29 protein-coding genes are annotated in these 26,505 nt (G+C 31.8%); 20 read left to right on the forward strand and 9 right to left on the reverse strand.

The genetic code is table 11. The annotated features are described in order from the left end of the window. The first annotated feature begins 10 nt into the window (after positions 1 to 10). From ACZ2G2_RS10915 to ACZ2G2_RS10965, 11 genes are all read left to right on the forward strand, one after another. Entirely contained in the window at positions 11 to 325 is a 315-nt protein-coding gene (locus tag ACZ2G2_RS10915) for a hypothetical protein (RefSeq protein ID WP_470392102.1), read from the forward strand. 2 nt (positions 326 to 327) lie between these two features. Continuing rightward, a complete protein-coding gene (locus ACZ2G2_RS10920) occupies positions 328 to 789 on the forward strand; it encodes a Spy/CpxP family protein refolding chaperone (RefSeq protein WP_470392103.1) in 462 nt (153 codons plus the stop codon). A gap of 138 nt (positions 790 to 927) precedes the next feature. Further along, positions 928 to 1,212, forward strand: coding sequence for an EF-hand domain-containing protein (locus ACZ2G2_RS10925; RefSeq protein ID WP_090839687.1), 285 nt, complete (start codon positions 928 to 930; stop codon positions 1,210 to 1,212). 33 nt (positions 1,213 to 1,245) lie between these two features. Next, a complete protein-coding gene (locus ACZ2G2_RS10930; RefSeq protein ID WP_470392104.1) occupies positions 1,246 to 2,685 on the forward strand; it encodes a CotH kinase family protein in 1,440 nt (479 codons plus the stop codon). A gap of 115 nt (positions 2,686 to 2,800) precedes the next feature. Then, positions 2,801 to 3,550 carry a hypothetical protein gene (locus ACZ2G2_RS10935; protein ID WP_470392105.1) on the forward strand — a complete coding sequence of 250 codons (750 nt, stop codon included), beginning with the start codon at positions 2,801 to 2,803 and terminating at the stop codon, positions 3,548 to 3,550. Positions 3,551 to 3,622: 72 nt separating this feature from the next. Beyond that, positions 3,623 to 4,147 carry an EF-hand domain-containing protein gene (locus ACZ2G2_RS10940; RefSeq protein ID WP_157823416.1) on the forward strand — a complete coding sequence of 175 codons (525 nt, stop codon included), beginning with the start codon at positions 3,623 to 3,625 and terminating at the stop codon, positions 4,145 to 4,147. A 23-nt stretch (positions 4,148 to 4,170) separates the two neighbouring features. Next, the gene (locus tag ACZ2G2_RS10945; protein WP_470392106.1) at positions 4,171 to 5,313 is read left to right on the forward strand and encodes a YHYH protein; all 1,143 of its coding nucleotides are present in this window, start codon (positions 4,171 to 4,173) and stop codon (positions 5,311 to 5,313) included. 72 nt (positions 5,314 to 5,385) lie between these two features. Continuing rightward, positions 5,386 to 6,222 carry a YHYH protein gene (locus ACZ2G2_RS10950; RefSeq protein ID WP_470392107.1) on the forward strand — a complete coding sequence of 279 codons (837 nt, stop codon included), beginning with the start codon at positions 5,386 to 5,388 and terminating at the stop codon, positions 6,220 to 6,222. 64 nt (positions 6,223 to 6,286) lie between these two features. Then, the gene (locus ACZ2G2_RS10955; protein ID WP_470392108.1) at positions 6,287 to 6,820 is read left to right on the forward strand and encodes a toxin-antitoxin system YwqK family antitoxin; all 534 of its coding nucleotides are present in this window, start codon (positions 6,287 to 6,289) and stop codon (positions 6,818 to 6,820) included. Then, complete coding sequence (locus ACZ2G2_RS10960) at positions 6,807 to 7,472, forward strand: SCO family protein (RefSeq protein ID WP_090839666.1); 666 nt, start codon at positions 6,807 to 6,809, stop codon at positions 7,470 to 7,472. The genes ACZ2G2_RS10955 and ACZ2G2_RS10960 overlap by 14 nt, the downstream gene beginning before the upstream one ends. A 76-nt stretch (positions 7,473 to 7,548) precedes the next feature. After that, a complete protein-coding gene (locus ACZ2G2_RS10965; RefSeq protein WP_470392109.1) occupies positions 7,549 to 8,646 on the forward strand; it encodes a WD40/YVTN/BNR-like repeat-containing protein in 1,098 nt (365 codons plus the stop codon). 186 nt (positions 8,647 to 8,832) lie between these two features. Here the strand turns inward: ACZ2G2_RS10965 and ACZ2G2_RS10970 are convergent, their stop codons facing one another. From ACZ2G2_RS10970 to ACZ2G2_RS11000, 7 genes are all read right to left on the reverse strand, one after another. Next, positions 8,833 to 9,279 (reverse strand): hypothetical protein, encoded by a 447-nt coding sequence (locus ACZ2G2_RS10970; RefSeq protein ID WP_090839662.1) that lies wholly within the window; start codon positions 9,277 to 9,279, stop codon positions 8,833 to 8,835. Positions 9,280 to 9,291: 12 nt separating this feature from the next. Next, positions 9,292 to 9,774, reverse strand: coding sequence for a hypothetical protein (locus tag ACZ2G2_RS10975; protein ID WP_090839660.1), 483 nt, complete (start codon positions 9,772 to 9,774; stop codon positions 9,292 to 9,294). 33 nt (positions 9,775 to 9,807) lie between these two features. Then, positions 9,808 to 10,353 carry an RNA polymerase sigma factor gene (locus tag ACZ2G2_RS10980; protein WP_090839658.1) on the reverse strand — a complete coding sequence of 182 codons (546 nt, stop codon included), beginning with the start codon at positions 10,351 to 10,353 and terminating at the stop codon, positions 9,808 to 9,810. A gap of 278 nt (positions 10,354 to 10,631) precedes the next feature. Next, complete coding sequence (locus ACZ2G2_RS10985) at positions 10,632 to 12,461, reverse strand: ABC transporter ATP-binding protein (protein ID WP_470392110.1); 1,830 nt, start codon at positions 12,459 to 12,461, stop codon at positions 10,632 to 10,634. Then, complete coding sequence (locus ACZ2G2_RS10990) at positions 12,462 to 14,192, reverse strand: phospho-sugar mutase (RefSeq protein ID WP_470392111.1); 1,731 nt, start codon at positions 14,190 to 14,192, stop codon at positions 12,462 to 12,464. Between the two features lie 60 nt (positions 14,193 to 14,252). Continuing rightward, a complete protein-coding gene (locus tag ACZ2G2_RS10995; RefSeq protein ID WP_470392112.1) occupies positions 14,253 to 15,218 on the reverse strand; it encodes a glycosyltransferase family 2 protein in 966 nt (321 codons plus the stop codon). A 35-nt stretch (positions 15,219 to 15,253) separates the two neighbouring features. Continuing rightward, on the reverse strand, positions 15,254 to 15,784 hold the full coding sequence (locus ACZ2G2_RS11000) for a DUF4199 domain-containing protein (protein ID WP_470392113.1): 531 nt from the start codon (positions 15,782 to 15,784) through the stop codon (positions 15,254 to 15,256). A gap of 160 nt (positions 15,785 to 15,944) precedes the next feature. Between ACZ2G2_RS11000 and ACZ2G2_RS11005 the strand changes: the two genes are divergently transcribed. The 5 genes from ACZ2G2_RS11005 to ACZ2G2_RS11025 all read left to right on the forward strand — a co-directional run bounded on the left by ACZ2G2_RS11005 (position 15,945) and on the right by ACZ2G2_RS11025 (position 19,785). Further along, on the forward strand, positions 15,945 to 16,196 hold the full coding sequence (locus ACZ2G2_RS11005; RefSeq protein ID WP_090839648.1) for a type B 50S ribosomal protein L31: 252 nt from the start codon (positions 15,945 to 15,947) through the stop codon (positions 16,194 to 16,196). A 134-nt stretch (positions 16,197 to 16,330) separates the two neighbouring features. Beyond that, complete coding sequence (locus tag ACZ2G2_RS11010; protein ID WP_470392114.1) at positions 16,331 to 17,506, forward strand: GlmU family protein; 1,176 nt, start codon at positions 16,331 to 16,333, stop codon at positions 17,504 to 17,506. Between the two features lie 191 nt (positions 17,507 to 17,697). Further along, complete coding sequence (locus ACZ2G2_RS11015) at positions 17,698 to 18,318, forward strand: lysoplasmalogenase family protein (RefSeq protein ID WP_470392115.1); 621 nt, start codon at positions 17,698 to 17,700, stop codon at positions 18,316 to 18,318. A gap of 9 nt (positions 18,319 to 18,327) precedes the next feature. Then, positions 18,328 to 19,035: a lysoplasmalogenase family protein gene (locus ACZ2G2_RS11020; RefSeq protein WP_470392116.1), complete on the forward strand. Its 708-nt coding sequence runs from the start codon at positions 18,328 to 18,330 to the stop codon at positions 19,033 to 19,035. A 105-nt stretch (positions 19,036 to 19,140) separates the two neighbouring features. After that, on the forward strand, positions 19,141 to 19,785 hold the full coding sequence (locus tag ACZ2G2_RS11025) for a lysoplasmalogenase family protein (protein ID WP_470392117.1): 645 nt from the start codon (positions 19,141 to 19,143) through the stop codon (positions 19,783 to 19,785). On the opposite strand, the gene ACZ2G2_RS11030 is transcribed toward ACZ2G2_RS11025, so the two are convergent. Further along, entirely contained in the window at positions 19,782 to 21,398 is a 1,617-nt protein-coding gene (locus ACZ2G2_RS11030; protein ID WP_470392118.1) for an ABC transporter substrate-binding protein, read from the reverse strand. The two genes, ACZ2G2_RS11025 and ACZ2G2_RS11030, sit on opposite strands and share 4 nt — an antisense overlap. A gap of 134 nt (positions 21,399 to 21,532) precedes the next feature. On the opposite strand from ACZ2G2_RS11030, the gene mtaB reads away from it, so the two are divergent. Beyond that, on the forward strand, positions 21,533 to 22,864 hold the full coding sequence (gene mtaB, locus ACZ2G2_RS11035) for a tRNA (N(6)-L-threonylcarbamoyladenosine(37)-C(2))-methylthiotransferase MtaB (protein ID WP_090839636.1): 1,332 nt from the start codon (positions 21,533 to 21,535) through the stop codon (positions 22,862 to 22,864). Between the two features lie 50 nt (positions 22,865 to 22,914). On the opposite strand, the gene ACZ2G2_RS11040 is transcribed toward mtaB, so the two are convergent. Then, on the reverse strand, positions 22,915 to 23,211 hold the full coding sequence (locus ACZ2G2_RS11040) for an N-acetyltransferase (protein WP_177183523.1): 297 nt from the start codon (positions 23,209 to 23,211) through the stop codon (positions 22,915 to 22,917). Positions 23,212 to 23,334: 123 nt separating this feature from the next. Here ACZ2G2_RS11040 and ACZ2G2_RS11045 point away from each other — a divergent pair, with 123 nt between their 5' ends. Genes ACZ2G2_RS11045 through cls form a run of 3 tightly spaced genes read left to right on the forward strand, consistent with a single transcriptional unit; the run spans position 23,335 to position 26,434 of the window. Next, on the forward strand, positions 23,335 to 23,994 hold the full coding sequence (locus ACZ2G2_RS11045) for an alpha/beta hydrolase family protein (protein ID WP_272022657.1): 660 nt from the start codon (positions 23,335 to 23,337) through the stop codon (positions 23,992 to 23,994). A gap of 52 nt (positions 23,995 to 24,046) precedes the next feature. Continuing rightward, positions 24,047 to 24,976, forward strand: coding sequence for a lytic transglycosylase domain-containing protein (locus ACZ2G2_RS11050; protein ID WP_090839631.1), 930 nt, complete (start codon positions 24,047 to 24,049; stop codon positions 24,974 to 24,976). Further along, on the forward strand, positions 24,977 to 26,434 hold the full coding sequence (cls, locus tag ACZ2G2_RS11055; protein ID WP_090839629.1) for a cardiolipin synthase: 1,458 nt from the start codon (positions 24,977 to 24,979) through the stop codon (positions 26,432 to 26,434). It begins immediately after the preceding gene. Positions 26,435 to 26,505: the final 71 nt, after the last annotated feature.

Consider the following 26,505-nt stretch of genomic DNA (forward strand, 5'->3'; position numbering starts at 1 on the left):
ACTAAGAATTATGAAAACAAATACAAACATACAAGATAAAATAGATCAGACTATTAACGCTGCCCAAAGTATCGACGCGGTTACTGTCTCTCCTTTTTTTAAAGATAAAACAATGCAACGCTTATTTACTGAAAAAGAAGTAGCATCTAAGTCATGGCATTGGTTTACGCCACAGTTACAGTTGGCAACATTGGTTTGCGTGGTTGTTTTAAATGTATACGCAATACAACAAATAAAAAGCACAAAATATAATGAAGCTATTTCTAGTTTTGCCTCAGATTACGGGTTAAACTCAAATACAGATGGCTCATTAATCAATTTATAATCATGAAAAAAAACACAGTTTTATATCTCTTATTAATTGTACTAATTATAATGAATGGTTTTTTTCTATTCAATTATATTGGACGTCCTGGTCAGAATGGTCCAAAAGAGTCGGGTAATTTTATTGCTACAGAGTTAAAGTTTGACGACGCGCAGTTAGAACAGTTTAAAAGTTTAGAGATTAAGCATCATAAGGTTATGCGTGCTGTAGGAGATGAAATTAAATCGTTAAAAGATCAACTGTTTGATAACATCACTGCAGCCTCCGTAAATCAACAGGACATAAATAATTTAACAACGTCCATAGCTGGTAAAGTTGTTTTAAAGGAAAATGAATTGTTTAAAAGGCTAAGAGGTATTTACCAGTTGTGTGATGACACTCAAAAAGAGCAGTTTAAAAGTATTATAACAAAAGCACGACGATTTGATATGCCTGGTCCAGAACATCCGAGGAGACCAGAGTAGTAAATAACCTAGATAATTAATAGTATAAAGACCTTCAATAATATGAAGGTCTTTTTTTTGTGTTTTGTTTAACATAACTAAGCACAAGTTATTTTAAAACTAGACATCTAAATACCATAACAAATAAAATATTTAGATATGAAAAAGAACATATTAAGTACAGCGGTATTAGTTTTTGGATTAACAGTATTAAATGTAAATAGTGTTAACGCACAATCTAATGATAGACAGAAAAAAGAACCGCCAACATTTAGTCAGTTATTAGAAGAAATGGATAAGGACGAGGATGGTAAATTATCTAAAGCAGAAATCAAAGGACCTTTAAAGAATGATTTTGATAAAATTGATACAGATGAAGATGGATTTATTTCTGAAGCCGAATTTAAAAAAGCGCCTAAACCAGAAAGAAAATCACGTAACTAATTTTTTTACCATAACCACTTTACCAAAGAAAATATGAAATACATTAAAAGCAAATTAAATCTATTAGTAGTCGCAGTAGTATTTAGTATAACATTAGTAACCTTTAGCTCTTGTAATAACGATGATGATGTCGTAACGACTACAGAAGAAGAAGGTGAAGTTGTTGTAGATACTGACGATTCTGATTTTGAAACCACAGATTGGACAGCAGAAACGCATAGTAAAGATGCCGATGCAAATTTTGATGAAGTTTTTGAAGATAATGCAGTAAAACGATTGGATATTGTTGTTACAGAAGCACGTTGGCAAAGTATGTTGGATGATATGACAAATCTTTACGGAACATTTGGCGCTGGCGCTGGAGGACCTGGTGGCGGTCTAACCGAGACAGATGAAGATCCAATTTTTGTGCCGGCAGAAGTATTTTATAATGGTAAAGAATGGTACCGTGTTGGTGTAAGATTTAAAGGGAATTCTAGCTTACAAACTAGCTGGCAAAATGGGATTTTAAAATTATCTTTTAAATTAGATTTTGACGAGTTTGAAGATGATTATCCGCAAATAGATAACCAACGTTTTTATGGCTTTAAAAAATTAAGTCTTAAAAATAACTTTGACGACAAGTCTATGTTACGTGAAAAAGTAGCTACAGATGTTTTCAGAAATGCAGGATTAGTAGCATCACATACCGCATTTTATACAGTGTATGTGGATCATGGAGATGGACCACAGTATTTTGGAGTTTATACTATGGTGGAAGAAGTGGATGATACGGTTTTAGATACACAGTTTTCTGATGACGATGGTAATTTATACAAGCCAGATGGTGATGCCGCAAGTTTTGCGTTGGGCTCTTATAATGAAAGCGAATACGTTAAAAAAACAAACGAAGATGAAGGCGATTTTGATGATGTTGCTAGTTTATTAGCTATCGTAAATGATGGATCTAGAACATCTGACCCTGCGACTTGGAGAACAAACCTAGACGCTGTATTAGATACGGATGTGTTTTTAAAATACTTAGCAGTAAATACAGTGGTTCAAAACTGGGATACGTATGGCAGAATGACACACAATTATTTTTTATACAATAATCCGGATACTAGTAAATTAACATGGATTCCTTGGGATAATAATGAAGCCTTACAAACAGGGAAAATGGGAGGGTCTTTACCACTAGATTTTTCCGGATTAAATAGTACTGAATGGCCATTAATTGGTTATTTATATCAAGATGCAGTATATAAAACAAAATATGATACATATGTACAAGAAGTGGTGGATGATGCTTTTAGTGTTAGCACAATGCAATCTTTGTATGCAACTTATGCAGCTTTAATTGAGCCTTATGCAACATCAGAGGTTGCAGGGTATAGCTTTTTAGAAAATAGTTCAGACTTTCAAAATGCAGTTAACGAGTTGAATACACATGTTACATCGCGAGCTGCAGCAGTTAGTGATTATTTAGATTAAATATAAAATGATAAGTTTTGGTTGATTGGTAGTTAAAGGCTTCATGAGGTAAAACTCAAGAGGCCTTTTCTCTTTTAATTAGGATGAGTTTATAACTTTTAAAACATAAATAATAATGAAAGTATTCAGGAAAATTAGACTTTCATTAGTCTTCTCAGGAAAAACAAAGAGTTATCTAGTGTATGCTTTAGGAGAGATACTGTTAATTGTTATTGGAATATTAATAGCGTGGAAGATTAATAGTATGAATGAAATAAGAAAAAATAGGATTGTAGAATTAAAAATATATCAAACGCTAAATGAGGAATTAGATGCTAATCTGACACTATTAGACTCGTCGATTGACAGATACACCTTAGATGTAAAAAATATTAATCAGACTATTAAAAGTATTGGTTTAGAGAAAGAGCAATTAACAGATAAAATTAAAAAAGCTATTGTAGAAGTTAATTATAAACCAACTCAACTTCATAATGGGGCAATAAACTCAGTTAATAGTACTAATAAATTTGAGTTTATAGAAAGTGTTTTATTAAAAGATCTAATTGCTAACTATCCAAATGAGCTTGATAGTTTTGAAAGTCAGGAAAATAAAATCGAAAATATTATTGTTAATCGATTGCAACCAGCAATAGAGTCTCATGTGTCATTGTTAGATATTATATCAGAGAGAGATTTTGAATTTAGTCGTGCTAAAGCTTTTTCGCAAGCCTCAAACTATTCAGAGCTATTAAATAGTAGAGAGTTTCAAAATGCGTTAGTTGATCGGCTTTTACAAACCGAAAACCAATTAGTAAATAGTGAGAGTTTAAGGGCGAAAACACAGACTATAGCTATAAAACTAAATAATGAATTAAATGATTAACAAAATAAAATGTAGGTAAGCACAAGTTTTAGGCAAAAAGCACATCTAAAGGTTATAAATCAGTATAACAAAATGAAAAATAACCAATTAAAAACAGTACTTACACTCTTTTCTATGCTATTATGTTTTAGCGTATTTGCTCAAGGACCTCCGGGTGGTGGTCAAGGCGGAAGAGGTGGCGGAAAAGGCCAAGATCGAGGTGGTAAACCGGATGCATCAGAGATTCTTTCAAAATTAGACACTAATAAAGATAAGGTTATCGATAAAGACGAAGCTGCAAATGATAAAAGAGGAAAAATAGCAGAGGATTTTGATGTTATTGATACTAATGGAGATGAGGTAATAGATTTGGATGAGCTTAAAGCTTCGTTAGACGGAAAGAAGCCTAAAAAGATTTCAGCTAAAAAACTACTTAAGGAAGTTGATGATAACGGAGACGGAACATTAAACGAATTAGAAGTTGCTGTTAAAAAGAAATTGGAATTAATGGATCATTTTAGTGAGATTGATACCAATAGTGATGGTGAACTAGATTTGGAAGAGCTAAAAACTTTTTATGATAATCAGGAGCAACCTAAACGTAAAAACAAAGATTAATTTTTATTAATTTAAACTAACAGATGAAACATATATTTAAAATTTTAGCAGTCGTAATTATAGGTCTTTTGTATGGTTGTAATAGTCAAAAAAAGACAACATCTCATAGTCATGATGGTTCAGAAAACCATTCCCATGACACAGAAAGTGTCGTTAATTCTACAACTAATTATTACGGTAATTATGATTTAGAGGATGGTGCTTTTGGAACTAAAACTAAAGTGACTATTGTTGGAGATACTCGTGTAATGGTTACTAACTCATTACCAAATCATGAAACAGGAACCTTTCCTAATCCAGGTAACCCAAATACTATAGCATCTCAAAATATTACTTATAAATTTCCGGTAACACCAAAGTTCACAGGAAAAGCACAATGGATGAGAGAGCCAGGCGTTGCTTTAAACGGAATTAAATTTGAGCCTCAAACTGCTGAGGTGGTGGTTTGTGATACGGGAGAAAATTACCGTGTAGAGGCTATTCAAGATGTTATAGATCTTGGTTTAGATTTTAATCATGCACATGTACAACCAACCGGAGCGTATCATTATCACGGGACACCTACATCAATGATTTCTAAATTTGATAGCGGACAAGATTTAGTTCATATTGGTTTTGCACATGATGGTTTTCCTATGTATTATTCTAAAAGCGGACAATACAAACCAAGCTTTAAGTTATTAGATGGAACAAGAGAAGGAGAAGATTGTACTTATGATAATCCAAAGCAGCATATGGATATTGCTGTTGGTGGCCATCATGACGGGACATATGGCTCTGATTACGAGTATGTAGCTGGTTATGGAGATTTAGATGAGTGTAATGGTATTACTGTAGATGGTAAATATATGTATTTAGTGACTAATCAGTTTCCTTATGTTGGTCGTTGCGTTATGGGAGAAGTAGAAGCAGAGCAACAAGGACCACCAAACGGACAACCAAATGGACAAGGAGAACGACCAGATTCGTCGCAAATAATAGAACAGATGGATGCTAATAAAGATGGTAAACTTTCAGTAAAAGAGGTTAAAGGTCCTTTAAAAGAAGACTTTTCAAAAATAGATAGTAATAGCGATGGTTTTATTACTAAAGAAGAGATAGAAAAGGCCTCAAAAAATAGAGGGCAAAGACCACAAGGAGGACGTCCTCAAGGTGGAAGAAATTAATTTTTTAAAAAAAACGCAAGTTTTTTTTCTAACACGCATCTAAAGAATATAAACCACTAATAATTATATAAAATGAAAAACGTATTTAAATTATCTTTTTTAATATTAACCGCATGTGCAGTCTTTGTATCATGTAGTGATGATGACGCATCATCTAGTACAGATACAGATACAGACTCAGAAGGGACTACAGCAACGTTACATGCTGCTTTTGGCGAGTTTAGTACAACTAACACATCAATAGCATTAAGTGGTACAAATGTAACAATACAGACTAATGGATTGCCTGATCACACATCACCATATTGGTCAAATACAGTATCTAGATCTTTAGTTGGTCCTGGAGGAGAAACAATGACTACCGTTTCTAGTTCAAATCACGCTTTGTGGGTAGAGCCAACGGTAACAAGTTATGATCAAATGGCACCTGGAAATATTGATGATTTTAATGGGTCATATTCATTAACAGTATCTGCAGATCCACAACTAGCAAGTAGCTCTACAGCAACGGGGTTAGGTGCAATTGGAATATCAGTATCTGGATCAGTGATTTATAACGATGAGGAAGGACCAAATGTCCCTTTAGATAACGCAGTTGGATCTTTAGATTATACAGCAGCACATACAGGACCGCAAAGTTACCATTACCATTTAGAGCCTAAAGCTTGGTCTGATGATGATGAAGAGTTAATTGGTATTATAGCAGATGGTTTTTTTCTTTATGGACGTAAATGTAACGCTACAGGAACATACCCTACAGATTTAGACGCATCAGGAGGGCATACAAGTACTACACAACATACAACAACTGCAGAGTACCATTACCATATTGAAAACGAATTATATTTAAACGCATACTATATACTATTCCCAGGTGACTATCAAGGAACTCCAAGCAATATTCAATAAAAGCTGTTTTTTATTCAGTTTTATATTCTTTTTTAATTGTCAAGATAAAGCAGTTAAAAAGGACGTGGCAAGTAGTGCTCAAATTGGATTGTCTGAAGTTGTTATTCCTAAGTCTAAATTAGTCTTTAAACAAAACATAGGGCTTGTGTATTATCAAGACAAGCCTTTTAGTGGGGTTTCGGTTTTATATTATCCAAACGGTAAAAAAGCAGAAACTGTCGACTATCTAAATGGAGAAAAAGAAGGCGCTTTTAAAAAATGGTTTCTGGATGGATTATTAAGCTTTGAAGCGTTTTATTCTAAAGGAAAATTAAACGGTATTTCTAGATCTTGGTGGTCTAACAGTAATTTAAGATCAGAGTCTATTTTTGTTAACGGAATTGCAAATGGGATTCAAAAACAATGGTATGTTTCTGGCGAAAAATTTAAACAGATGACTATTGTAAATGGTAAAGAAGAAGGTATGCAACAAGCATGGCGACGTAATGGTAAGATTTACAATAATTACGAAGCTAAAAACGGGCGTATTTTTGGACTAAAAAGAGCCAATTTATGTTTTCAATTAGAAGAAGAAATAGTTCAAGATGAAAAAATATAACCTAATAATTATAGCTCTAATTACACTTATCGTGTTAAGTTGTAAAGAGCAAGTAGAAGAAAAAAGTAGTAGGGTAGATGGACTTCCTTACTATAGTGACGCCAGTTTTACACCACATTGGTTGGATAGTAAAAGTGAAGCTTTAAGTACATTTCATAAAATACCTAAGTTTAATTTAACGGACCAAGATGGTCAAGAAGTTACAGAGAAGACGTTTGATAATAAAATTTATGTTACTGATTTCTTTTTTACATCATGTCCTGGGATTTGTCCAAAAATGACGGAAAACATGTCTGTTTTACAAGACGCATTTAAGGATGATGCTGAGGTTTTATTATTGTCACATTCTGTTACACCAGTAAAAGATTCTGTGTCAACATTAAAACATTACGCAGAAGGTAAAGGTGTTATTTCTAATAAATGGCATTTAGTAACCGGAGATCGAAAACAAATTTATGACTTAGGACGACAAGCTTATTTTGTTGAAGAAGATTTGGGGGGAGAAAAGACGGATGATGATTTTTTACATACTGAAAATTTTGTGTTAATTGATAAGGATAAACACATCAGAGGAATATATAATGGTTTAAATAAAACTGCTGTACAACAATTAATTGCAGATATTAAAACCTTAGAAATTGAAGATAAATAATTTTGGTTGATTATTTTTCAGGAAAGCTTCGCTGTAATGGTGGAGCTTTTCTATTTTTATAGAAATATTAAAATTTATGAAAAAAGTAATATACCTTGTTTTTAGTTTGTCACTAATAGTGGGTTTAGGAGGCTGTGGTGTTGGTAAATATAAAACGGTACCAAAACCAATTAAAACAACCTTTACTGCTGTTCAGATTGAAACGTTAATTGAAGATGATGCCTTAAATGTAAGAGCTATTGAAATAATGGACACTACAGGTTTGGTTTATCTTACATCTAATGGGCAATTTGGAATGTATTTTAATAAAAATGCAGCGGTTACTGATCAAGTAAAATCAGTATTTCCAATTACTGTAAAACATGATACTATAACGCCAAATTTTAGAGCTTTGGCAGTCACCAAAAACCGTGTATTTGGGGTTAGTATTGCTTCTCCAGCATTGGTATTTAATTTGGATGTTGATTTACATAAAAATACTGTGGTGTATCAAGAAAACCATGAAAAAGCATTTTATGATGCTATGGAATTTTGGAATGACAGTGAAGGTATTGCAATAGGAGATCCTACGGACGACTGTTTAAGTATCATTATTACTAGAAATAGAGGGAAAACTTGGACAAAACTATCGTGTGATGTGTTACCAAAAGCAAAAGAGGGTGAAGCTGCATTTGCAGCAAGTGATACTAATATAGCAATTGTAGGTGATAAAACTTGGGTAGCCACTGGTGGTAAAGCTAGTCGTATTTTATATTCTCCGGATAAAGGAAACACTTGGGAAGTCTTTGAGACGCCAATTATACAAGGCTTAGAAACAACAGGGATTTATAGTATAGATTTTTATGATGAAAATAATGGTTTTGCAGTAGGCGGGGATTACACCAAAGCAGATGATAATGTGGCTAATAAAATAAAGACTACTGATGGCGGAAAAACATGGCAACTTATGGCTGATGGTTCTGGACCAGGTTATAGAAGTTGTGTACAATACGTACCAAATAGTAATGCGCAGCAATTAGTTGTTATTGGTTTTAAGGGTATTGATTACAGTAGTGATGCTGGTAATACATGGACGCATTTAAGTGACGATGGGTATTATACACTTAGATTTATAGACGAAACTACAGCGTATGCAGCCGGGAATAAAAAGATTAGTAAATTAACGTTTAAATAGACTGTTTTAAAAGCATAGTACACAGCATTGTTTTTTAATAAAATCTATGTCATTGGTTGAAATGATTAAAGGGCGTCATTCTGAATTTATTTCAGAATTCCATAATTATTAACTCAAAGAATATAAGATTTAAATAAGTTAAGTTTAATGCAAAAAAAAAGAAGCCAAATGGCTTCTTATTTTTTCTTATTTTTTATCGTTTCTATGTCTGTTACGATATTCTTGTATCATTTTTTTCTTGAATGTGCGTTCTGCCGAAAAAAGTAAAACTATTTTTTTGTAGCCAATTATTTTAGAAAGTTTATCTATGTAAACCTTATAACTCTGCACTTTTTCTTGTTCTAAGGCTTGCATTTCTTTTATTAAGGTTTCTGCGTCTTTATCTGTTAGTTTTTCTAAATCTACATCATTTCTTTTAGCAGTAGAAGTTTCACGTAGTTTGTGTTTTTCTGCTTCAAAATTATTGTAAACAGGCCAAAAAGCTTCCGCTTCTTTGGTGCTAAAGTTTAATTGTTCTGTAATATGCGCTACTTTTAACGCTTTTAGTTTTTCATGTTGCTTATCATGATCACTTTGTGCAATAGCACTAAAAGAGAATAGCAAGATTAATACTGTTATAATGTGTGTTTTCATAGCTGTTTTTTTTTAGTCTTGATATAAATCGTTTAACTCTATATCGTCTATATAATCATCGATTTCTATTAAATCGTAATTAATAAAATCATTTTGTGATAGTTCTGAAGTATCAATTAATAAATCAAGTTCATTAATTTCAATTTCATCTAAAATATAATTCTCTACCGTTGCTGTGTCTAAATTTTCAAGAGTAGGTGTGCTTTTAAAAAGGTTTAGACTAAATAATAAAACAATAGCTGCAGCAATACTAGATACAGATGTAATTACTTTTTTACTAAACAAATTAAAAACTTTTGGTTCAGGCTTATTTAGTTTAGCTACTATTGAGTCTTCAATAGTTTCAAAATAATTATCCGGAACTTTAAAACTAACGGTTTTAGAATGCGCTTCTAACTTAGCTTGCGTTAGGATAGCATCTTCTAAACCTTCAAAATAATCTTTTGGGGCTTTAAATCCGGAATTGTTAATTGTATTTAGGTTTTCTTTTTTCATTCTATTACTAAGACTACTAAAATCTTAAATGGTTTAATTTGCTTTTAAATATGCTTCTATTTTCTTGGATGCTAGATGGTAAGATGCTTTTAAAGCGCCCTCGCTAGTGTCCAGTATTTCTGATAATTGACTGTATTTTAAATCCTGAAAATATTTCATATTAAAAACTAATTGTTGCTTTTCAGGAAGTGTTGCAATTGCTTTTTGTAATTTTAATTGAATGGCGTCACCTTCAAAATAAACATCAGATTGTAAGTTGTTAATTGTTAAATCTTGTATGTCCTGATTATTAATATCTTTTAATTTCGCGTTTCTTTTAAGAAGGGTTAAGGCTTCATTTGTTGCAATTCTATAAAGCCATGAGTATAATTTACTATCTCCTTTAAAGTTATTAATATTTTTAAAAACCTTAATAAAGGTATTCTGTAAAACATCATCAGCATCATCATGAGACTTTACAATATGTCGGATATGCCAATATAATCGCTCTTTGTAAAGCGATATTAAAGACTTAAAAGCAGCGTTTTTATCCTTATCAGATTGTAGTTGCTGCACTAAAATAGTTTCGTTGTCGGACATGTTAATTATTAGACTCTAAAATAGCAGGAAAGTTTAATATACAAAAGAACTATTTGTTTAGTTTTTTAATAATCTGTAAGAAAGGTAGTTATGATAAAACTAAGCGGTTAAGTGTTATTTTTTATCGATTAAACGTTGTTTTTTGCTGTTATTGAATAATATTACTTTATATTTACAGCATAGTTATTATTTTGTTGTTAGCCCCAAATCTAACATTGACTTAAAAAAAAAGGATAAACATATGTTTATCCTTTTTTAATGTATTCTATTTTGTAAAATTATTCAAAGCTTTGCATTTCTACTAGTCGCTTATACATACCATCTTTTTCTATTAATTGTGTGTGTGTACCTTGCTCTACAATTTGACCTTTTTGCATGACAATTATTTCATCTGCATTTTGAATAGTTGACAGCCTGTGCGCAATGACAATAGACGTTCTGTTTTTCATCATGTTTTCTAAGGCAACTTGCACTAATCGTTCGCTTTCAGTATCTAAAGCTGACGTTGCTTCATCCAATATCATAATTGGAGGATTTTTTAGTACAGCTCTAGCAATACTTAAACGTTGTTTTTGTCCACCAGAAAAATTATTTCCAGCATCACCGACGTTAGTTTCAATACCGTTTGGCAATTCGCTAACAAACTCCCAAGCATTGGCTATTTTTAAAGCATCAATTATTTGCGCTTCTGTAGCATCTGGTTTACCTATTAAAATATTATTTTTAATAGTATCATTAAATAAGATAGAGTCTTGAGTAACAAGTCCCATTAAACTACGTAATGACTTTTTAGTGACGTTTTTAATATTTTGCCCATCAACAGTAATATTACCATCATTAATGTCGTAAAAACGTGTAACTAGATTTGCTATTGTACTTTTTCCACTACCTGATTGCCCTACAAGCGCTATAGTTTTTCCTTTTGGAACATTGATACTAAAGTTTTTTAAGACATAGTCATCATCATATTTAAAGGAGATATTATCAACTTTTAATTCGCTTTCAAAACCATTTAAAACAGTAGCGTTAGGTAGGTCTGCTAAATTATCGTCTTCGTGTAAAATTTCAAATACACGATCGGCAGCAGCCATTCCGTTTTTAACCTTGTAAGAGGCTTTACTAATTGCTTTTGCAGGGGTTAAAATATTGTAAGCTAATAGCATAAAAGCTAAAAAGTCTGGTCCTTTAATTATTTTGTCGACAAGTACAAGTTGTCCACCATACCATAATAATACAGCGATTGTAGCAATCCCTAAAACTTCACTTACTGGTCCTGCAAGATTATTTTTGACACCTATTCTATTAGATAGTTTAAGTATTTTATTAGATGAATTTGTGAAATTATTAGAGAAAATATTTTCAGCATTATAACCTTTAACGATTTTTAAACCTGATAAAGATTCTTCTACAATAGAAATTAGTTTTCCAGATTCCTGTTGTGCTTTTAATGAGTTACTTTTTAGGCTTTTCCCTATTCTAGAGATTGCAAATCCTGATACAGGAATAAAAAGTAGTACAAAAAGCGTTAGTTTCCATGTAAATGAAAACATAAGATATAATGAAATTAATATTGTTGCTGGCTCTCTAACGATAAGCTCTAGAACTATAAAAAAGGAGTTTTGCATTTCGTTTATATCCCCTAATATCCTTGCCATTACATCTCCTTTTTGTCTTTTAGAATAAAAACTTAAAGGAAGGTTTATTATTTTGTTATACATATCCTTTCTTAGGTCGTTTAATACGCCATTTTTGAGATACATAATATGTTGGTTGGCAAAATACCCAAATAGGTTTTTAAGTAAAAATGTTGAAATCACTAATGCAATAACTATTACTAATGCCATTTGTGCGTTACCATTTTCTAGATAACCACTAACTTTATAATTTAAAAGTTGTTCGCCATAGGTTTTAATGTCTGATAATCCAGTCCAAACAGGTGCTTTTTGAACTATGGTTGTGGATCCAAATAAAACGTTTAGCATAGGTATTAGCGATACAAATGCTAACCCACTAAACAAGGCATATAGTAAGTTGAAAAGCACGTTAAAAACGACGTGCTTTTTAAACTTTTTTATAAAAGGTAAAAGTTGGTGTATTATTTTTTTCATTTAGTTTAGCTGCATATCTTTTAATATAGCATCAATCTTGCTTTCCAATTTTTGTTCCGTAGCTTCAAATTCTGACACATTGTCTAAAGTCGTGTTTACACTAATGTAAAATTTAATTTTAGGTTCTGTACCACTTGGTCTTAACGCAATTTTACTACCATCTTCTGTATAGTAAATTAAAACATTAGATTTAGGGATGTCTATTACAGTTGTTGTATTGTCTAACGTGTTTTTTGCTTCGGATAATTGATAGTCTTCAATCTTGATTACTTTAGATCCATTAACTGTTGTTAGTGGATTTTCTCTAGCATCAATCATCATTTGTTTGATTTCTTGAGCACCTTCAATACCTTTTTTAGTGATAGATATCAAACGCTCTTTATAAAAGCCATGTTTAGTGTAAAGTTGTATTAATTCTTTATAAAAAGTACTCCCTTTTGCTTTAGCCTGGGCTGCAATTTCGCAAGCAAGTAAAGCAGAGGTTACAGCATCTTTGTCTCTTACAAAGTCACCAACCATAAAACCAAAACTTTCTTCTCCACCACCAATAAACTCTTGGTTAGGAAAGTCTTTAATCATTTTTGCAATCCATTTAAATCCAGTTAGTCCAATTTTGCACTCTACATTAAAGGCATCCGCAAGAGCAGACATCATTGGAGTAGATACAATGGTGCTTCCTATAAATTGATTATCATTTATTTTGTTTTTACTTTTCCATTGTTGTAATAAAAACTCGGTCATCATGACCATGGTTTGATTTCCGTTTAATAAAATCATTTTATTATCAAGGCCTCTTACTGCAACACCAACTCTGTCACTGTCAGGATCTGTACCTATAACAATGTCACCATCAACTTTTTTAGCTAAATCTAAAGCCATTTTAAGTGCCTCAGGTTCTTCTGGGTTTGGAGATTTAACTGTTGGAAAATCGCCATTAGGCTCACGTTGTTCTTCAACAATATGTACATTTTTGTATCCAGCACGTTTAAAAGTTTCTGGAATAGTGGTTATTGACGTCCCGTGTAACGATGTAAATACAACGTTTAAATTGTCTTTATCTTTTTGAGGCGTGTCAAAACTTCCGTTTTTTACTGCTGCGTCAATAAATACGTTATCTACAGCTTCTCCTATATATTCAATTAATTCTGGTTTTGCTTCAAATTTAATTTCGGCATAATCAAGCGCATTAATTAGGTTAATAATTTCGACATCTTGTGGTGGTACTAATTGTCCACCATCTTGCCAATACACTTTATAACCATTATATTCTGGTGGGTTATGTGATGCTGTTAGTACAATACCACAGTGGCATCCTAAATGTTTTAAAGCAAAAGATAACTCTGGAGTAGGGCGTAAGTCTTCAAATAAATAAACTTTAATATTGTTTGCAGAAAAAACATCTGCAACAACTTTTGCTAAACTCTTACTATTGTGTCTACAGTCAAAAGCAATAGCTACTTTAAGTGTTTCTCCAGGAAAAACTTGGTGCATATAATTACTTATTCCTTGTGTATTTTTACCTAAAGTATATTTGTTTATTCTATTGGTTCCAATACCCATAACACCGCGCATACCACCAGTACCAAATTCTAAGTTTTTGTAAAAACTTTCTTTTAATTCTGTAGGCTCTACCGCGATTAGGTTTTTAATATAATCTTGTGTGTCTTTATCAAAAGCAGGTGTTAACCAGGTGTTTACTCTTTCTAAAAGTTTTGGGTCTATATGTCTCATTGTTATAAGTATTGATTGCAAAAATAAGAAATTGCAAAAAGGTTAATATTTAAGAAGCTGTTATTTAATAGCTTGGGCTTCTAAATTTAGGGATTCTTTGATTAAATAACGTTTTTTGTCTGATTTTTGACGTAAAATTATTTCGCCTAAAAAGCCAGCAACAAAAAATTGCGAACCTAATATCATGGTTACTAACGCAAGATAAAAAGGTGGTCTTTGTGTTATTAGTCTACCTGTGGTGTTAAAAAAGAGTTTGTCTATACCTAAATACATGGCAAAGATCAAACCTAAACCAAACATAATAACGCCTAACGCGCCAAATAAATGCATTGGACGTTTGCCAAATCTTGATAAAAACCAAATGGTGATAAGGTCTAAAAAGCCATTTACAAAGCGATCCATACCAAACTTGGTCTCGCCATATTTTCTGGCCTGGTGTTTTACAACCTTTTCTCCTATTTTAGAAAAGCCTGCGTTTTTAGCTAAAACAGGTATGTAACGGTGCATTTCTCCATTAACATCAATGTTTTTTACTACATTTTTGTGATATGCTTTTAGGCCACAATTAAAATCGTTTAGTTTGACACCGGAGGTTTTACGTGCTGCCCAATTAAATAATTTGGAAGGTAAGTTTTTGGTTAGCTTATTGTCATAACGTTTCTTTTTCCATCCAGATACTAAATCAAAACCTTGCTTGGTTATCATGTTGTATAAGTCTGGTATTTCGTCTGGATTATCCTGTAAATCGGCATCCATTGTAATAATTACATCGCCCTTAGCTTTAGCAAAACCGGCGTGTAACGCTTGAGACTTACCAAAGTTTTTCAAAAATCTAATACCTTTAACGTTGTTGTCTTTTTCTTGAAGCATTTCTATAGTTTGCCAAGATTGGTCTGTACTACCGTCGTCAATAAAAAGTATTTCATAAGAAAAACCATTGGATTGCATAACATTTGCAATCCAATGGTGTAATTCTGTTAAAGAGTCTTCTTCGTTAAGTAGTGGTATGACTACTGATATGTTCATAATTTAATTTGAAATATATTTCAAATATAAAACTATTATAGGTCTTCGTTAGTTTTTTTCATTATTAATGAAACGATAAGTCCAATAACACTATATATTACTAATTGAATAAGTAATGATTGTATTACATTTCCAATAGCATATTGACTTGGTGCTTCTTCCATTTGTCTTAAAGCTTCTGCTATAGATTCTTCTGGAGCGTTAAAACCTTTCATCATTTCGATAGATTTTTCTATTACCAATTCTTTTAATGTAATTGCTGCTTCCGGATCTATAAAGTTAAAAATAATGATGCTTACTAAGCTATTTATAACAATACCAATAAGTACAGTAACAAAAAAGGCTGTAAATGCTTCTTTAAAGCTGATATAACCCCCCAAGGCATGCTTAGATTTTGAAATAGAAATAATTCCAAATACAATTATCATAACAAATAAACCAATACCAAGCCACCACTCAGTTAAAATTTCTAAATTTGTTGCATAAGCAATAACGGTAATAGCAGCAAGTATTGCACCTAGGTAAATACCAAAATTAGTTGCGATAGATTTAATAGTTTTGTCCATGTTTTTAATTGTTTTAGTTAGTTAATTACTTGTTAGTATAAATGTACGATAAAACGTTACAAAAATTAACAATAAAGTTTTTTACGAAATTAGTTGTTAGTTTGTAAAAAACGATTAAATTTGCACCTCGAATTTAGTTAAGATAAAAAAGCATTTAGCGATGAAAAAAGGTATACATCCAGAAAATTATAGAATGGTAGCATTTAAAGATATGTCAAACGATGACGTGTTTTTAACAAAGTCTACTGCAAACACAAGCGAAACTTTAGAGGTTGACGGTGTTGAATATCCAGTAATAAAAATGGAGATTTCTAGAACGTCTCACCCATTTTATACAGGTAAGTCTAAATTAATTGATACAGCTGGTCGTATTGATAAGTTCAAAACAAAATACGCAAAATTTAAAAAATAAGTTTAGCGCAAATTATATTTTAAAAGCCTTTCATTTTTGTGAAAGGCTTTTTTTGTTATCTAAATTTCGACTATTTTTGAGAAATCAATACAAAGGTTGGATTAAGACTTTTAACTATTAAATTACATTTTAAGATGAATTATATTCTTTTTGACGGACCAGTACGTAATCAATTACTTCCATTTACTTATACAAGACCAGTTGCAGATATCAGAGTTGGTATCTTAACTATTAGAGAAAAATGGGAATTATTTCTTGGTACAACTACAACAACGGTTACAGAAGATTATTTGTCTGATAAATATCCGATGGTCGAGTTGGAAGAAAATGTAATGCTTAATGCGTCTTATTTGCCAAATAGTGAATTAGTTGAGCTAATTTCAGGATTGAAAGAAAATCAAGCCATATTTAAAGGCGATGATATTATAGCTTTTTACACCACGGATACACAAGAAGATATAGATTTTGATACTTATGAAGCCATAGAATTTGATAACGACGTTGCAACTATAGCGCATACTTGGGATATTTTTTCTAAAAACGGAGACGCTATCCAACAGGATTTTGATTTAATTACAGATGGTAGAATATCTCAACCAATTCCGGTAAGCAATAATGTAATTGCTCCAGAACATATTTTTATTGAAGAAGGTGCTAAATTAGAATTCGCGACATTAAATGCAAGTTCGGGACCTATTTATATTGGTAAAAATGCCGAAATAATGGAAGGAAGTTTGGTTAGAGGACCTTTAGCTTTATGTGATAATGCTACATTAAAACTTGGTGCTAAAATATATGGTGCTACAACCATTGGACCACACAGTAAAGTAGGAGGAGAGGTTAATAACTCCGTGTTATTTGGGTATTCTAATAAAGGACATGATGGCTTTTTAGGGAATTCAGTTTTAGGAGAATGGTGTAATATAGGTGCAGATTCTAATAACTCTAACCTTAAAAATAATTATGTCGAAGTAAAATTGTGGGATTATGACACAGAACGTTTTGCTAAAACAGGACTACAATTTTGTGGTTTAATGATGGGAGATCATAGTAAATGTGGAATTAATACCATGTTTAATACAGGTACCGTTGTAGGTGTTAATGCCAATGTCTTTGGTAGCGGTTTTCCAAGAAACTTTGTGCCAAGTTACAGCTGGGGTGGTGCTTCAGGATTTACTACATATTTAACATCTAAAGCTTTTGAAGTTGCAAAAGTTGTTATGTCTAGAAGAGGTATAGAATTTTCTGCAGAGGACGAAGCTATTTTAACGCATGTCTTTGAAGAGACTAAAAAATACAGAAAAGATTAACCGTATATTGATTATCAGTAATTAAACCATATTTAGTAAGGCTTTTATGTTAATTTAAAAATTAAATTTTTATCTTAGATTCCCCAATAGTCTATATGAAATTTATTTTTAAAAGTACATTAAAATTTTCTGTACTATACTTGTTGCTATATCTCTTAGATTCTTTTTTTAAGAATAGTGAAGATTTAGTTATGTATAGGTACTTATCAAAAACGCTTTTAAGCTTTAGCTTGCTATTTTTTTATCTTATTAATACAAGCCAGCCCGACGCACGTAAAAAAAACTTAATTATAATTTCTCTAGCCTGTTTTTTGGCGGGAGACGTCTTTTTTATTGCGGGAAATAGCGGTAATACATATCACTTTTTAATAGCAGCCGCTTTATTTATTATAGCCAAAGTTTGTTATTCTGTACGCTTTTTTAATAATAAGGATTTTAAAATTTCAAAACTGATTCCTTTTTTGCTTTTTTGCTTTTGTTACATGAGTGTTATCATGTCTATTGTTTATAATGAGTTAGGGTTTTATTTTCTGCCATTATTGATATATCTTTTTGTTGTAATGATGTTAATGCAGTTTGCTTATTTAAGAAGTAATGAAGTTAACCTACAAAGCTTTTGGTTAGTTATTTTTGGGGTTGTTGCTTCCATGGTGGCTGATAGTATAAACATACTTAGGATGTTTTATGATGCTGATATAGCCTATAATAAAATTACAATTATGTTTTTTTACTGCTTATCTCAGTATTTGATAATTCTTGGCGTTTTAAACGAAACAAAATCTACGAGTAAATTAAAGCCAATAAATGTTTAATTATACGCTATGACTAAACAGCTAATTTACTTTTCGATTATTTTTTTTAGTTTATTGTTTTTGGACATTTATACTAAGATTAACCTAGAGGTTATACCTTATAGATATATAACTAAAATATTAGCTGTAGGTAGTCTTGTATCGTTTACTATCTTTTATTTTTATAAAAAGAAAGAGCTTAAAAAAAACTTTTTGGTTTTTGGTTTAATAATCTTTTTTATTGGAGATATTATAATTATTGATCATTTGAATATTGTTAAATTTTATGTTAGTTTAATTCTATTTGTAATTGGAAAAATATGTTACACATTAAAATTTACGCATAAAGAAGATTTTAGTATCAATCGTTTAATACCTTTTTTTATAGTTTGTTTTTTGTTTGTAGCTATAGTGTATAATTTTATTTTTCATAATTTAAAATTATATTTTATTCCTATTACACTTTACTTTTTTATCACATTATTAATGACACTTTTTGCTTATATAAGAAAGGGTGTAGTAAATAAGAAGAGCTATTATTTGGTATTGTACGGAGTTGGTTTGTTTATTATGTCTGAAACAACAATGGTTATAAAAATGTTTTATGACGATGTTTTATTTCAAGATTTTTTAGTAATGTTTGGTTATGCTGCGGGGCAATATTTAATTGTTTTAGGATTAATATTTGAAGATAAGCCACTTACGGTAAAAAATAACAGTATATTGCGGGCCCCTTAAATTTGAAAGCTTTTAAATTATTGCCTACTTATAATGATTTCATTTTTTAAAAATAAAATATACGTTTCTGTCTTGTTTTTCTTGGTCTTGGCTATAGATATTTATGTGAAATTTACAGAAAATCCATTGCCTACCCGGTTTTTGACAAAATCGTTGATTATATGTATTCTGTTTTATTACTTTATACTTAATCGAAAGCAAAAGCATAGAAATGACATCTATTTTTATATAGGCTTATTGTTTTTCTGGATTGGAGATTTAGTCTTGTTGTTATATGAAAACCCTATTTTGTACATAGCAGGTATGTCACTTTTTATAATTGGTAAGTTGTTTTATACTAAACGATTTTCTCATCAAAAGGACTTTGAAATGTCCAGTTTAATGCCCTTTTTTGTTGTTATTTTTATTTATATAGTTGTAATTGTATTGTTTGTGTATGATAACCTGAAAGACTTTTTTATACCTACTATAATATACATATTCGCTTCCATGTTAATGGGACTATTTGCTTTTTTGAGAAAGGATTCGGTTAACAAAAAAAGCTTTTATCTGATTATGTTTGCTGTGGTATTTGGTGTTTGTTCAGATTCAACCGCCGTTTTACAGTCGTTTTATGATTCAGAGTTACCATATCATCAAATACTGGTTATGCTGTTTTACGCCTTGTTTCAGTATTTTATAATTCTAGGATTAGTGGAAGAGAAGGAGATTGAAAATAACCATTTATCTACTAAAATAGCATCTTTTTAATGTGTTTTATCTACGTATTTAAGTTCTAATAAATTGGTAGGATTACTCCCTAAACCAGTCACGTTTTTTTGAGAAAATCTAATAACTTCATCATAGTACAATGGTACAATGGGTGTGTTTTTAAGCACTAAACTGTCCATTTTGGTGTACAGCTTTATTCTTTCAACTTCATTTGTTTCCGTAAAGGCGTGCTTGTACCATGTGTCAAAAGTAGCGTTTGAAAAATGGGTATAGTTAGGACCGTTTGGCGCAAAGTTTTCAGAATAAAATAACGATAGATAATTTTGTGCATCAGGGTAGTCTGCCACCCAGCTGGCTCTAAATACATCTAATTTCCCATTTGCTTTTCCTTCTTTTAAAGTAGAAGCAGGTAAGACATCTACAGCCACAGTTAATCCTATTTTTGTTAACTCACGTTGTATGTATTCGCAAAAATTAAGGTAATTACTGGTTGTTGTAATAGTAATCTTAGGTGTTTTATTTGTGTTCTCTTTGTAATCTTTAATTAGTTTTTTTGCTTTCTCTGGTTGATAGGTATAACCAATAGTTGCATTATAGCCAGGTAATCCTTTTGGTATAAAACCTCCGGTTGCTGGAATACCAATACCATTACGCAGGTAAGTCATCATTTTTTGTCTGTCAAACCCGTAGTTTACGGCTTCACGGATATTTTTAGATTGAATTTCATCTAAATCAGAATCCATATAAAACGCCAAATATTCTGTGTTTAAATAGGGGCTTCGTATTAAATCGATAGTAGGTTGATATTTTGCTCTTAATAGTCCCTTGGTGGTTAAAATTTCATCTTGGTAAGACGCATCCAAACTATTTAAAAAATCTAAATTACCTTGGATAAATTGCATAAACTCACTTTGCTTATCTGGTAAAAAAGTAATGGCTACTGCTTCTAGATAGGGCAGGTTCTCACCGCTTTTATTAGTTTCAAAATAATTATTGTTTTTTCTGAATACCAATTTGACGTTTTCTTCCCATCTTTTAAATTTAAAAGGGCCGGTACCAATTGGATTTGCTCTAAAATCAGTCCCATAATATGTTGTTATTTCTTTTGGGACAACACTACAGTATTTCATGGTTAGTAAGCCTAAAAATGCGGGGAAGGGTTGTTTTAGTGTGATATTAAATACGGAGTCATTTACGGCTTTAAAACCAGCTACTTTGTTAAAAATCCAACGTCCCGAAGATGCTATTTTAGGATCTAAAATACGATTAAAACTGTACTCAAAATCATGTGCAGTAACTAGTCTGGTCGAGTCTTTTTTAAATAGTTTATGCTTGTGGAAGTAAACATCGTTTCTTAAAGTAAAGGTGTAATTTAAGGCGTTGTCAGAAATAGCCCAATACTTTGCTATACTTGGCTTTACGAGTAAACTGTCATCCATTTGGAGTAAACCATTAAACAGTTGGTTTACCGCCCAAATATCTGCATTGTCTTTAGCAAAAGCAGGATCAAGAGAGCCAATGTTTTTGTGTTCGTTATATCTAAATACAAGATGGTCTTTAGTGGTTTGCTTTTTATTAAAACAAGATGTTGCTAATAATATAAAAGCAAGTAGACTAAAGTATGTAATGGGTTTGCTGTTAAAAAGAGTCATCAACTAGTTAATCATTATTTAAGCTTCCAAACACGTTTTTGGCTTAAAAAAAATACGTAATTTTGCAATCACAAATTTGTAATTACACTAGGTAAATATAAACATTCTTACTTAGCATTAAAGACTATTTTAAATTGAATACTAAAAAGAAAGTCGGCTTTTATACTTTAGGTTGTAAACTTAATTTTTCTGAAACCTCTACTATTGCACGATCGTTTAAGGACGAAGGTTTTGACCGTGTTGATTTTAACGATCCAGCAGATATTTATGTAATAAATACTTGTTCTGTCACAGAAAATGCTGACAAGCGTTTTAAAACAGTAGTTAAACAAGCGCAAAAATCTAATCCAGAGGCATTTGTTGTCGCTGTAGGGTGTTATGCGCAGTTAAAACCGCAAGAATTGGCGGATGTTAATGGTGTGGATTTGGTTTTAGGAGCTACTGAAAAGTTTAAGATTACAGATTACCTAAACGATTTAACTAAAAATGATTTAGGAGAAATTCACTCTTGCGAGATTGAAGACGCTGATTTTTACGTTGGTAGTTATTCTATAGGAGACCGCACCAGAGCCTTTTTAAAAGTACAAGATGGGTGTGATTATAAATGCACCTATTGCACAATACCATTGGCTAGAGGGATTTCAAGAAGTGATGAGTTGCAAAATGTAATTAGCAACGCAAAAGAGATTTCTTCAAAAGGGATTAAAGAAATTGTTTTAACAGGTGTAAATATAGGTGACTACGGTAAAGGTGAGTTTGGAAATAAAAAGCACGAACATACATTTTTAGAATTGGTTGAAGCGCTAGATCAAGTTGAAGGAATTGAACGTCTTCGTATTTCTTCTATCGAACCAAATTTACTAAAAAATGAAACCATAGATGTTGTTAGTAAATCTAGAGCATTTGTCCCTCATTTTCATATACCACTACAAAGTGGAAGCAATGTTATTTTGAAAGCAATGCGACGTCGTTACATGCGCGAGTTGTATGTTGATCGTGTTATTAAAATAAAAGAAGTTATGCCACACGCCTGTATTGGTGTTGATGTTATTGTTGGTTTTCCTGGCGAAACAGAAGAGCATTTTTTAGAGACGTATAATTTTTTAAATGAATTAGATATCTCTTATTTACATGTTTTTACATATTCTGAAAGAGCAAATACGGTCGCTGCCGAATTGGATAATGTAGTGCCTAAAAATATTAGAACAAAACGTAGTAAAATGCTTCGTGGATTAAGTGCTAAAAAACGTCGTGCTTTTTATGAAAGTCAGATTGGAGCAACAAGAAAAGTGTTGTTTGAATCAGAAAACAAAGCCGGTTATATACATGGTTTTACAGACAATTATGTTAAGGTAAAATCACCTTGGAATCCAGAGTTAGTAAACACATTACATGATATAGAACTTACCAAAATTGATGATGACGGATTGGTTAGATTTGATTTTGTTGAAGTACATTCAGCATAAAAAAAACCGAAGCTAATAGCTTCGGTTTTTTGATTTTGATTTTAAATGTCTTAAATCCTAAGACCTACGGGTAGTAATTTTTTGTATCTTCTGTTACGTCTTATAAACTTTGCTATTTCTGGACTTGTAGGCACAACACTCAGGTTGCGTTCTTCTATATTGTCAAAAACAGTAGTTAAAAATTCTGCGACAAACTCCTCGTTGTCAAGCTCTTCTGGAAGAATCAGTTTTGTTAAAAAAATCTTTCGTTCTTGTAAAGAGTATTCAATTTTAGCAAAATGATCATCAATTTTAAGTTCAAATTGACGTAAAAAATCATTGTCAACTAACTCAGCTGCATCAATCATATCTATAAAGTTTTATTAATTATTCGGAGAGTTTCAAAAATAGTACCAAACTATTTTATAGCTTTACCGTGCAAATGTACGAATAAATCTAATAGCAACAGGCTTTGTTAGTGTTAAAACCTTATGAATCAGCAAGTAATACCGGTCTATCTAATGCCAGGAATGGCAGCCAATCCAACCATTTTTGAGCACATAAAATTACCGGAAGATCAATACAAAATTTATTGGCTAGAATGGAAGTTGCCAAATAAAAACGAATCGATTTCAAGCTACGCAAAACGGATGTGCGAAGATATAAATCATGACAATCCTGTATTGCTAGGGGTTTCTTTTGGTGGTATTTTAGTTCAGGAAATGAGTAAGCATATTGCAGTTAAAAAGCTAATAATAGTCTCTAGTGTAAAGACAAAACATGAGTTGCCTAAACGTATGAAGTTGTTAAAAGCAACTAAAGCCTATAAAATACTGCCAACACAATTGGTAAGTAGTATAGATTTGTTAGCAAAATATGCTTTTGGTAATACTATTACTAAACGTGTGGAGTTATATAAAAAGTACCTGTCTGTTAGTGATAAAGTGTATTTAGATTGGGCGATAGAGCAAGTAGTGTGTTGGGAGCAAGATCAACCAATGGAATCCGTTTTGCATATCCATGGTGATAACGATATGGTGTTTCCGTTTGCAAATCTAGGAGATTGCATTACTATAAAGGGTGGCACGCATATTATGATAATAAATAAGTATAAGTGGTTTAATGAAAACCTACCAAAACTAATCGCTTAAAAACAGAGCGATTTGAATAAAATTTTTTAAATTTAAAGAAAAAGATAAGAAGATGAAGATAGTACAAAAAAGTTTAGCTATAGTTGGGTTAGCAGCATTAGGGATGTTGTTTATTAATGCCTACCAAAATGCGCCAACTGATGAAAATTTTGAGAAACAAATCATAAACGACTACAATGTTTATGCTATACAAATGCCTAGTTATTTAGATTTTGCAGGAGAGGCTGTGCCATTATCAAACCCGGATATTTATGAGCGTATGGATAAGGAGCTTTTGGTTAATACCTATTGGCAATCTAATGGATTATTAATGTTTAAACGTGCCAAAAAATATTTTCCAATTATAGAACCAATTTTAGCTAAACATGGTATTCCTGATGATTTTAAATACTTAGCTGTTATTGAAAGTGGATTAACAGATGCACGGTCTCCAGCAGGAGCTAGTGGATTCTGGCAAATAATGAAAGCTACTGGACGCGAGCACGGTCTAGAAGTTAATGATAATGTGGATGAGCGTTACAATCTTGAAAAAGCAACAGAAGTAGCTTGTGATTATTTATTAAAGGCTAAAAAGAGTTTAGGATCTTGGACTTCGGCAGCAGCCGCATATAATGCAGGTAATTATGGTATTTCTAAGCGTTTAAAAGCACAAGACGTTACTAGTTATTATGATTTGTTATTAGGTGAAGAAACGGGACGTTACGTGTTTAGAATTATAGCTTTAAAAGAAATTTTATCTAACCCAGATAAGTATGGCTTTAACTTTAGAGATAAAGATTTATATACAACTGTTCCAACGTATCAGGTAGCTGTAGATACAGCGGTAACTGATTTTGCAGGTTTTGCTAAGCAATTTGGAATTAACTACAAAATATTAAAATTACATAACCCTTGGTTAAGAGAGCCACATTTAAATAATAGCTCTAGAAAAGAATATTTTATTGATATTCCAAGAGAAGGTTATTATCAAACAACACCGTAGATGTTAGACTTTTTTAGTCAATATTGGTGGACAATTGCAATTGTAATCAACTATATATTAGTGATTATAGCTGTAACTACTATATTGTTTAAGTCAATAAACCCAACAAAAACACTAACGTACATTATTGTATTGTTAGTGTTTCCTTTTTTTGGGCTGATTGTATATTATTTTTTTGGTCAAGAGTACAGAAAAAATAAAATTTTTAATCGTAAAGATGTTTTAAATAATAAGCTTATTAAGTCCATAAATAAGGATTTAAAGATTGATCCTGAGACGCTATCTAGTTATGAAGCTAATATCGAAGAAGATCAAATCCGTTTAATACATTTGCTTCAGAGAAATGATAAATCGCCATTAACTAAATATAATAATGTCGAAATTATCATTAATGGAGAAAACAAGTTTCAATCTTTATTTAAAGATATCGAAAGTGCGCAACAACACATTCATATAGAATATTACATTTTAAAAGACGATAGGATTGGTACCCAATTTTTAGAGCTGTTATGTAAAAAAGCAAAGGAAGGGGTTAAGGTTAGGCTTAGTTTTGATGATGTAGGAAGTAAGATTTCATCTAAAATGAAAAGAAAACTAATAGAAGCTAATATCGAGTTTTACGCGTTTATGCCAGTGTTATTTCCAAGATTTACTGGTAAGATGAATTACAGAAACCACAGGAAAATTGTAATTATTGATGGCGAAATTGGCTATGTTGGTGGTATTAACGTATCCGATACTTATGTTAACTATCCAGAAAGCAAAAGTTATTGGAGAGATACACACTTAAAAATAATAGGCGAGGCGGTTTTTACATTACAAACTCAATTTTTGACCAATTGGAATTTTGTATCAGAGACCACATTGGAGTTAAACCGTTCTTTTTTTCCTCAAAATAAAGTTAAGGATGTGCAACCTGTACAAATAGCAGCTAGTGGTCCTGATACGGATTGGGCCAATATAATGGAGGCTATCTTCTTTGCTATTGTTACTGCAGAACACTATGTGTATATCACAACGCCATATTTTATACCAAATGATCAAATCATAACAGCTATGCAAGTAGCATCCAAAAGTGGAGTAGACGTGCGTTTATTAATTCCCGATCAATCGGATTCTTGGACAGCTAAGCATGCAACAAACTCTTATTTAGAGCAGTTATTAAAAGCTAATATCAAAGTATACAGATATGAAAAAGGATTTATACATGCCAAAACAATGGTTGTAGACGATGTTTTTACCACTATAGGAACCTGTAATATGGATTACAGAAGCTTTAATATTAACTTTGAAATCAATGCTTTGATTTATAGTAAGGATAAAGCAAAAGAAGCCAAAGCTATTTTTATGCAAGATTTAGAAGATGCTATTGTGGTCGATTATCAAGCGTGGGAAGAGCGCTCTAACTTTGAAAGAATACAAGAAGCCTATTGCAGGCTTTGGGCGCCTTTACTTTAAGTAAAATATGCTGTAAAAAAAAAGTCCAACTAATCTAAATCTAGATTAGTTGGACGTTTTTTTATTAGATA

It is taken from the genome of Olleya sp. KKT75 (assembly GCF_055635485.1).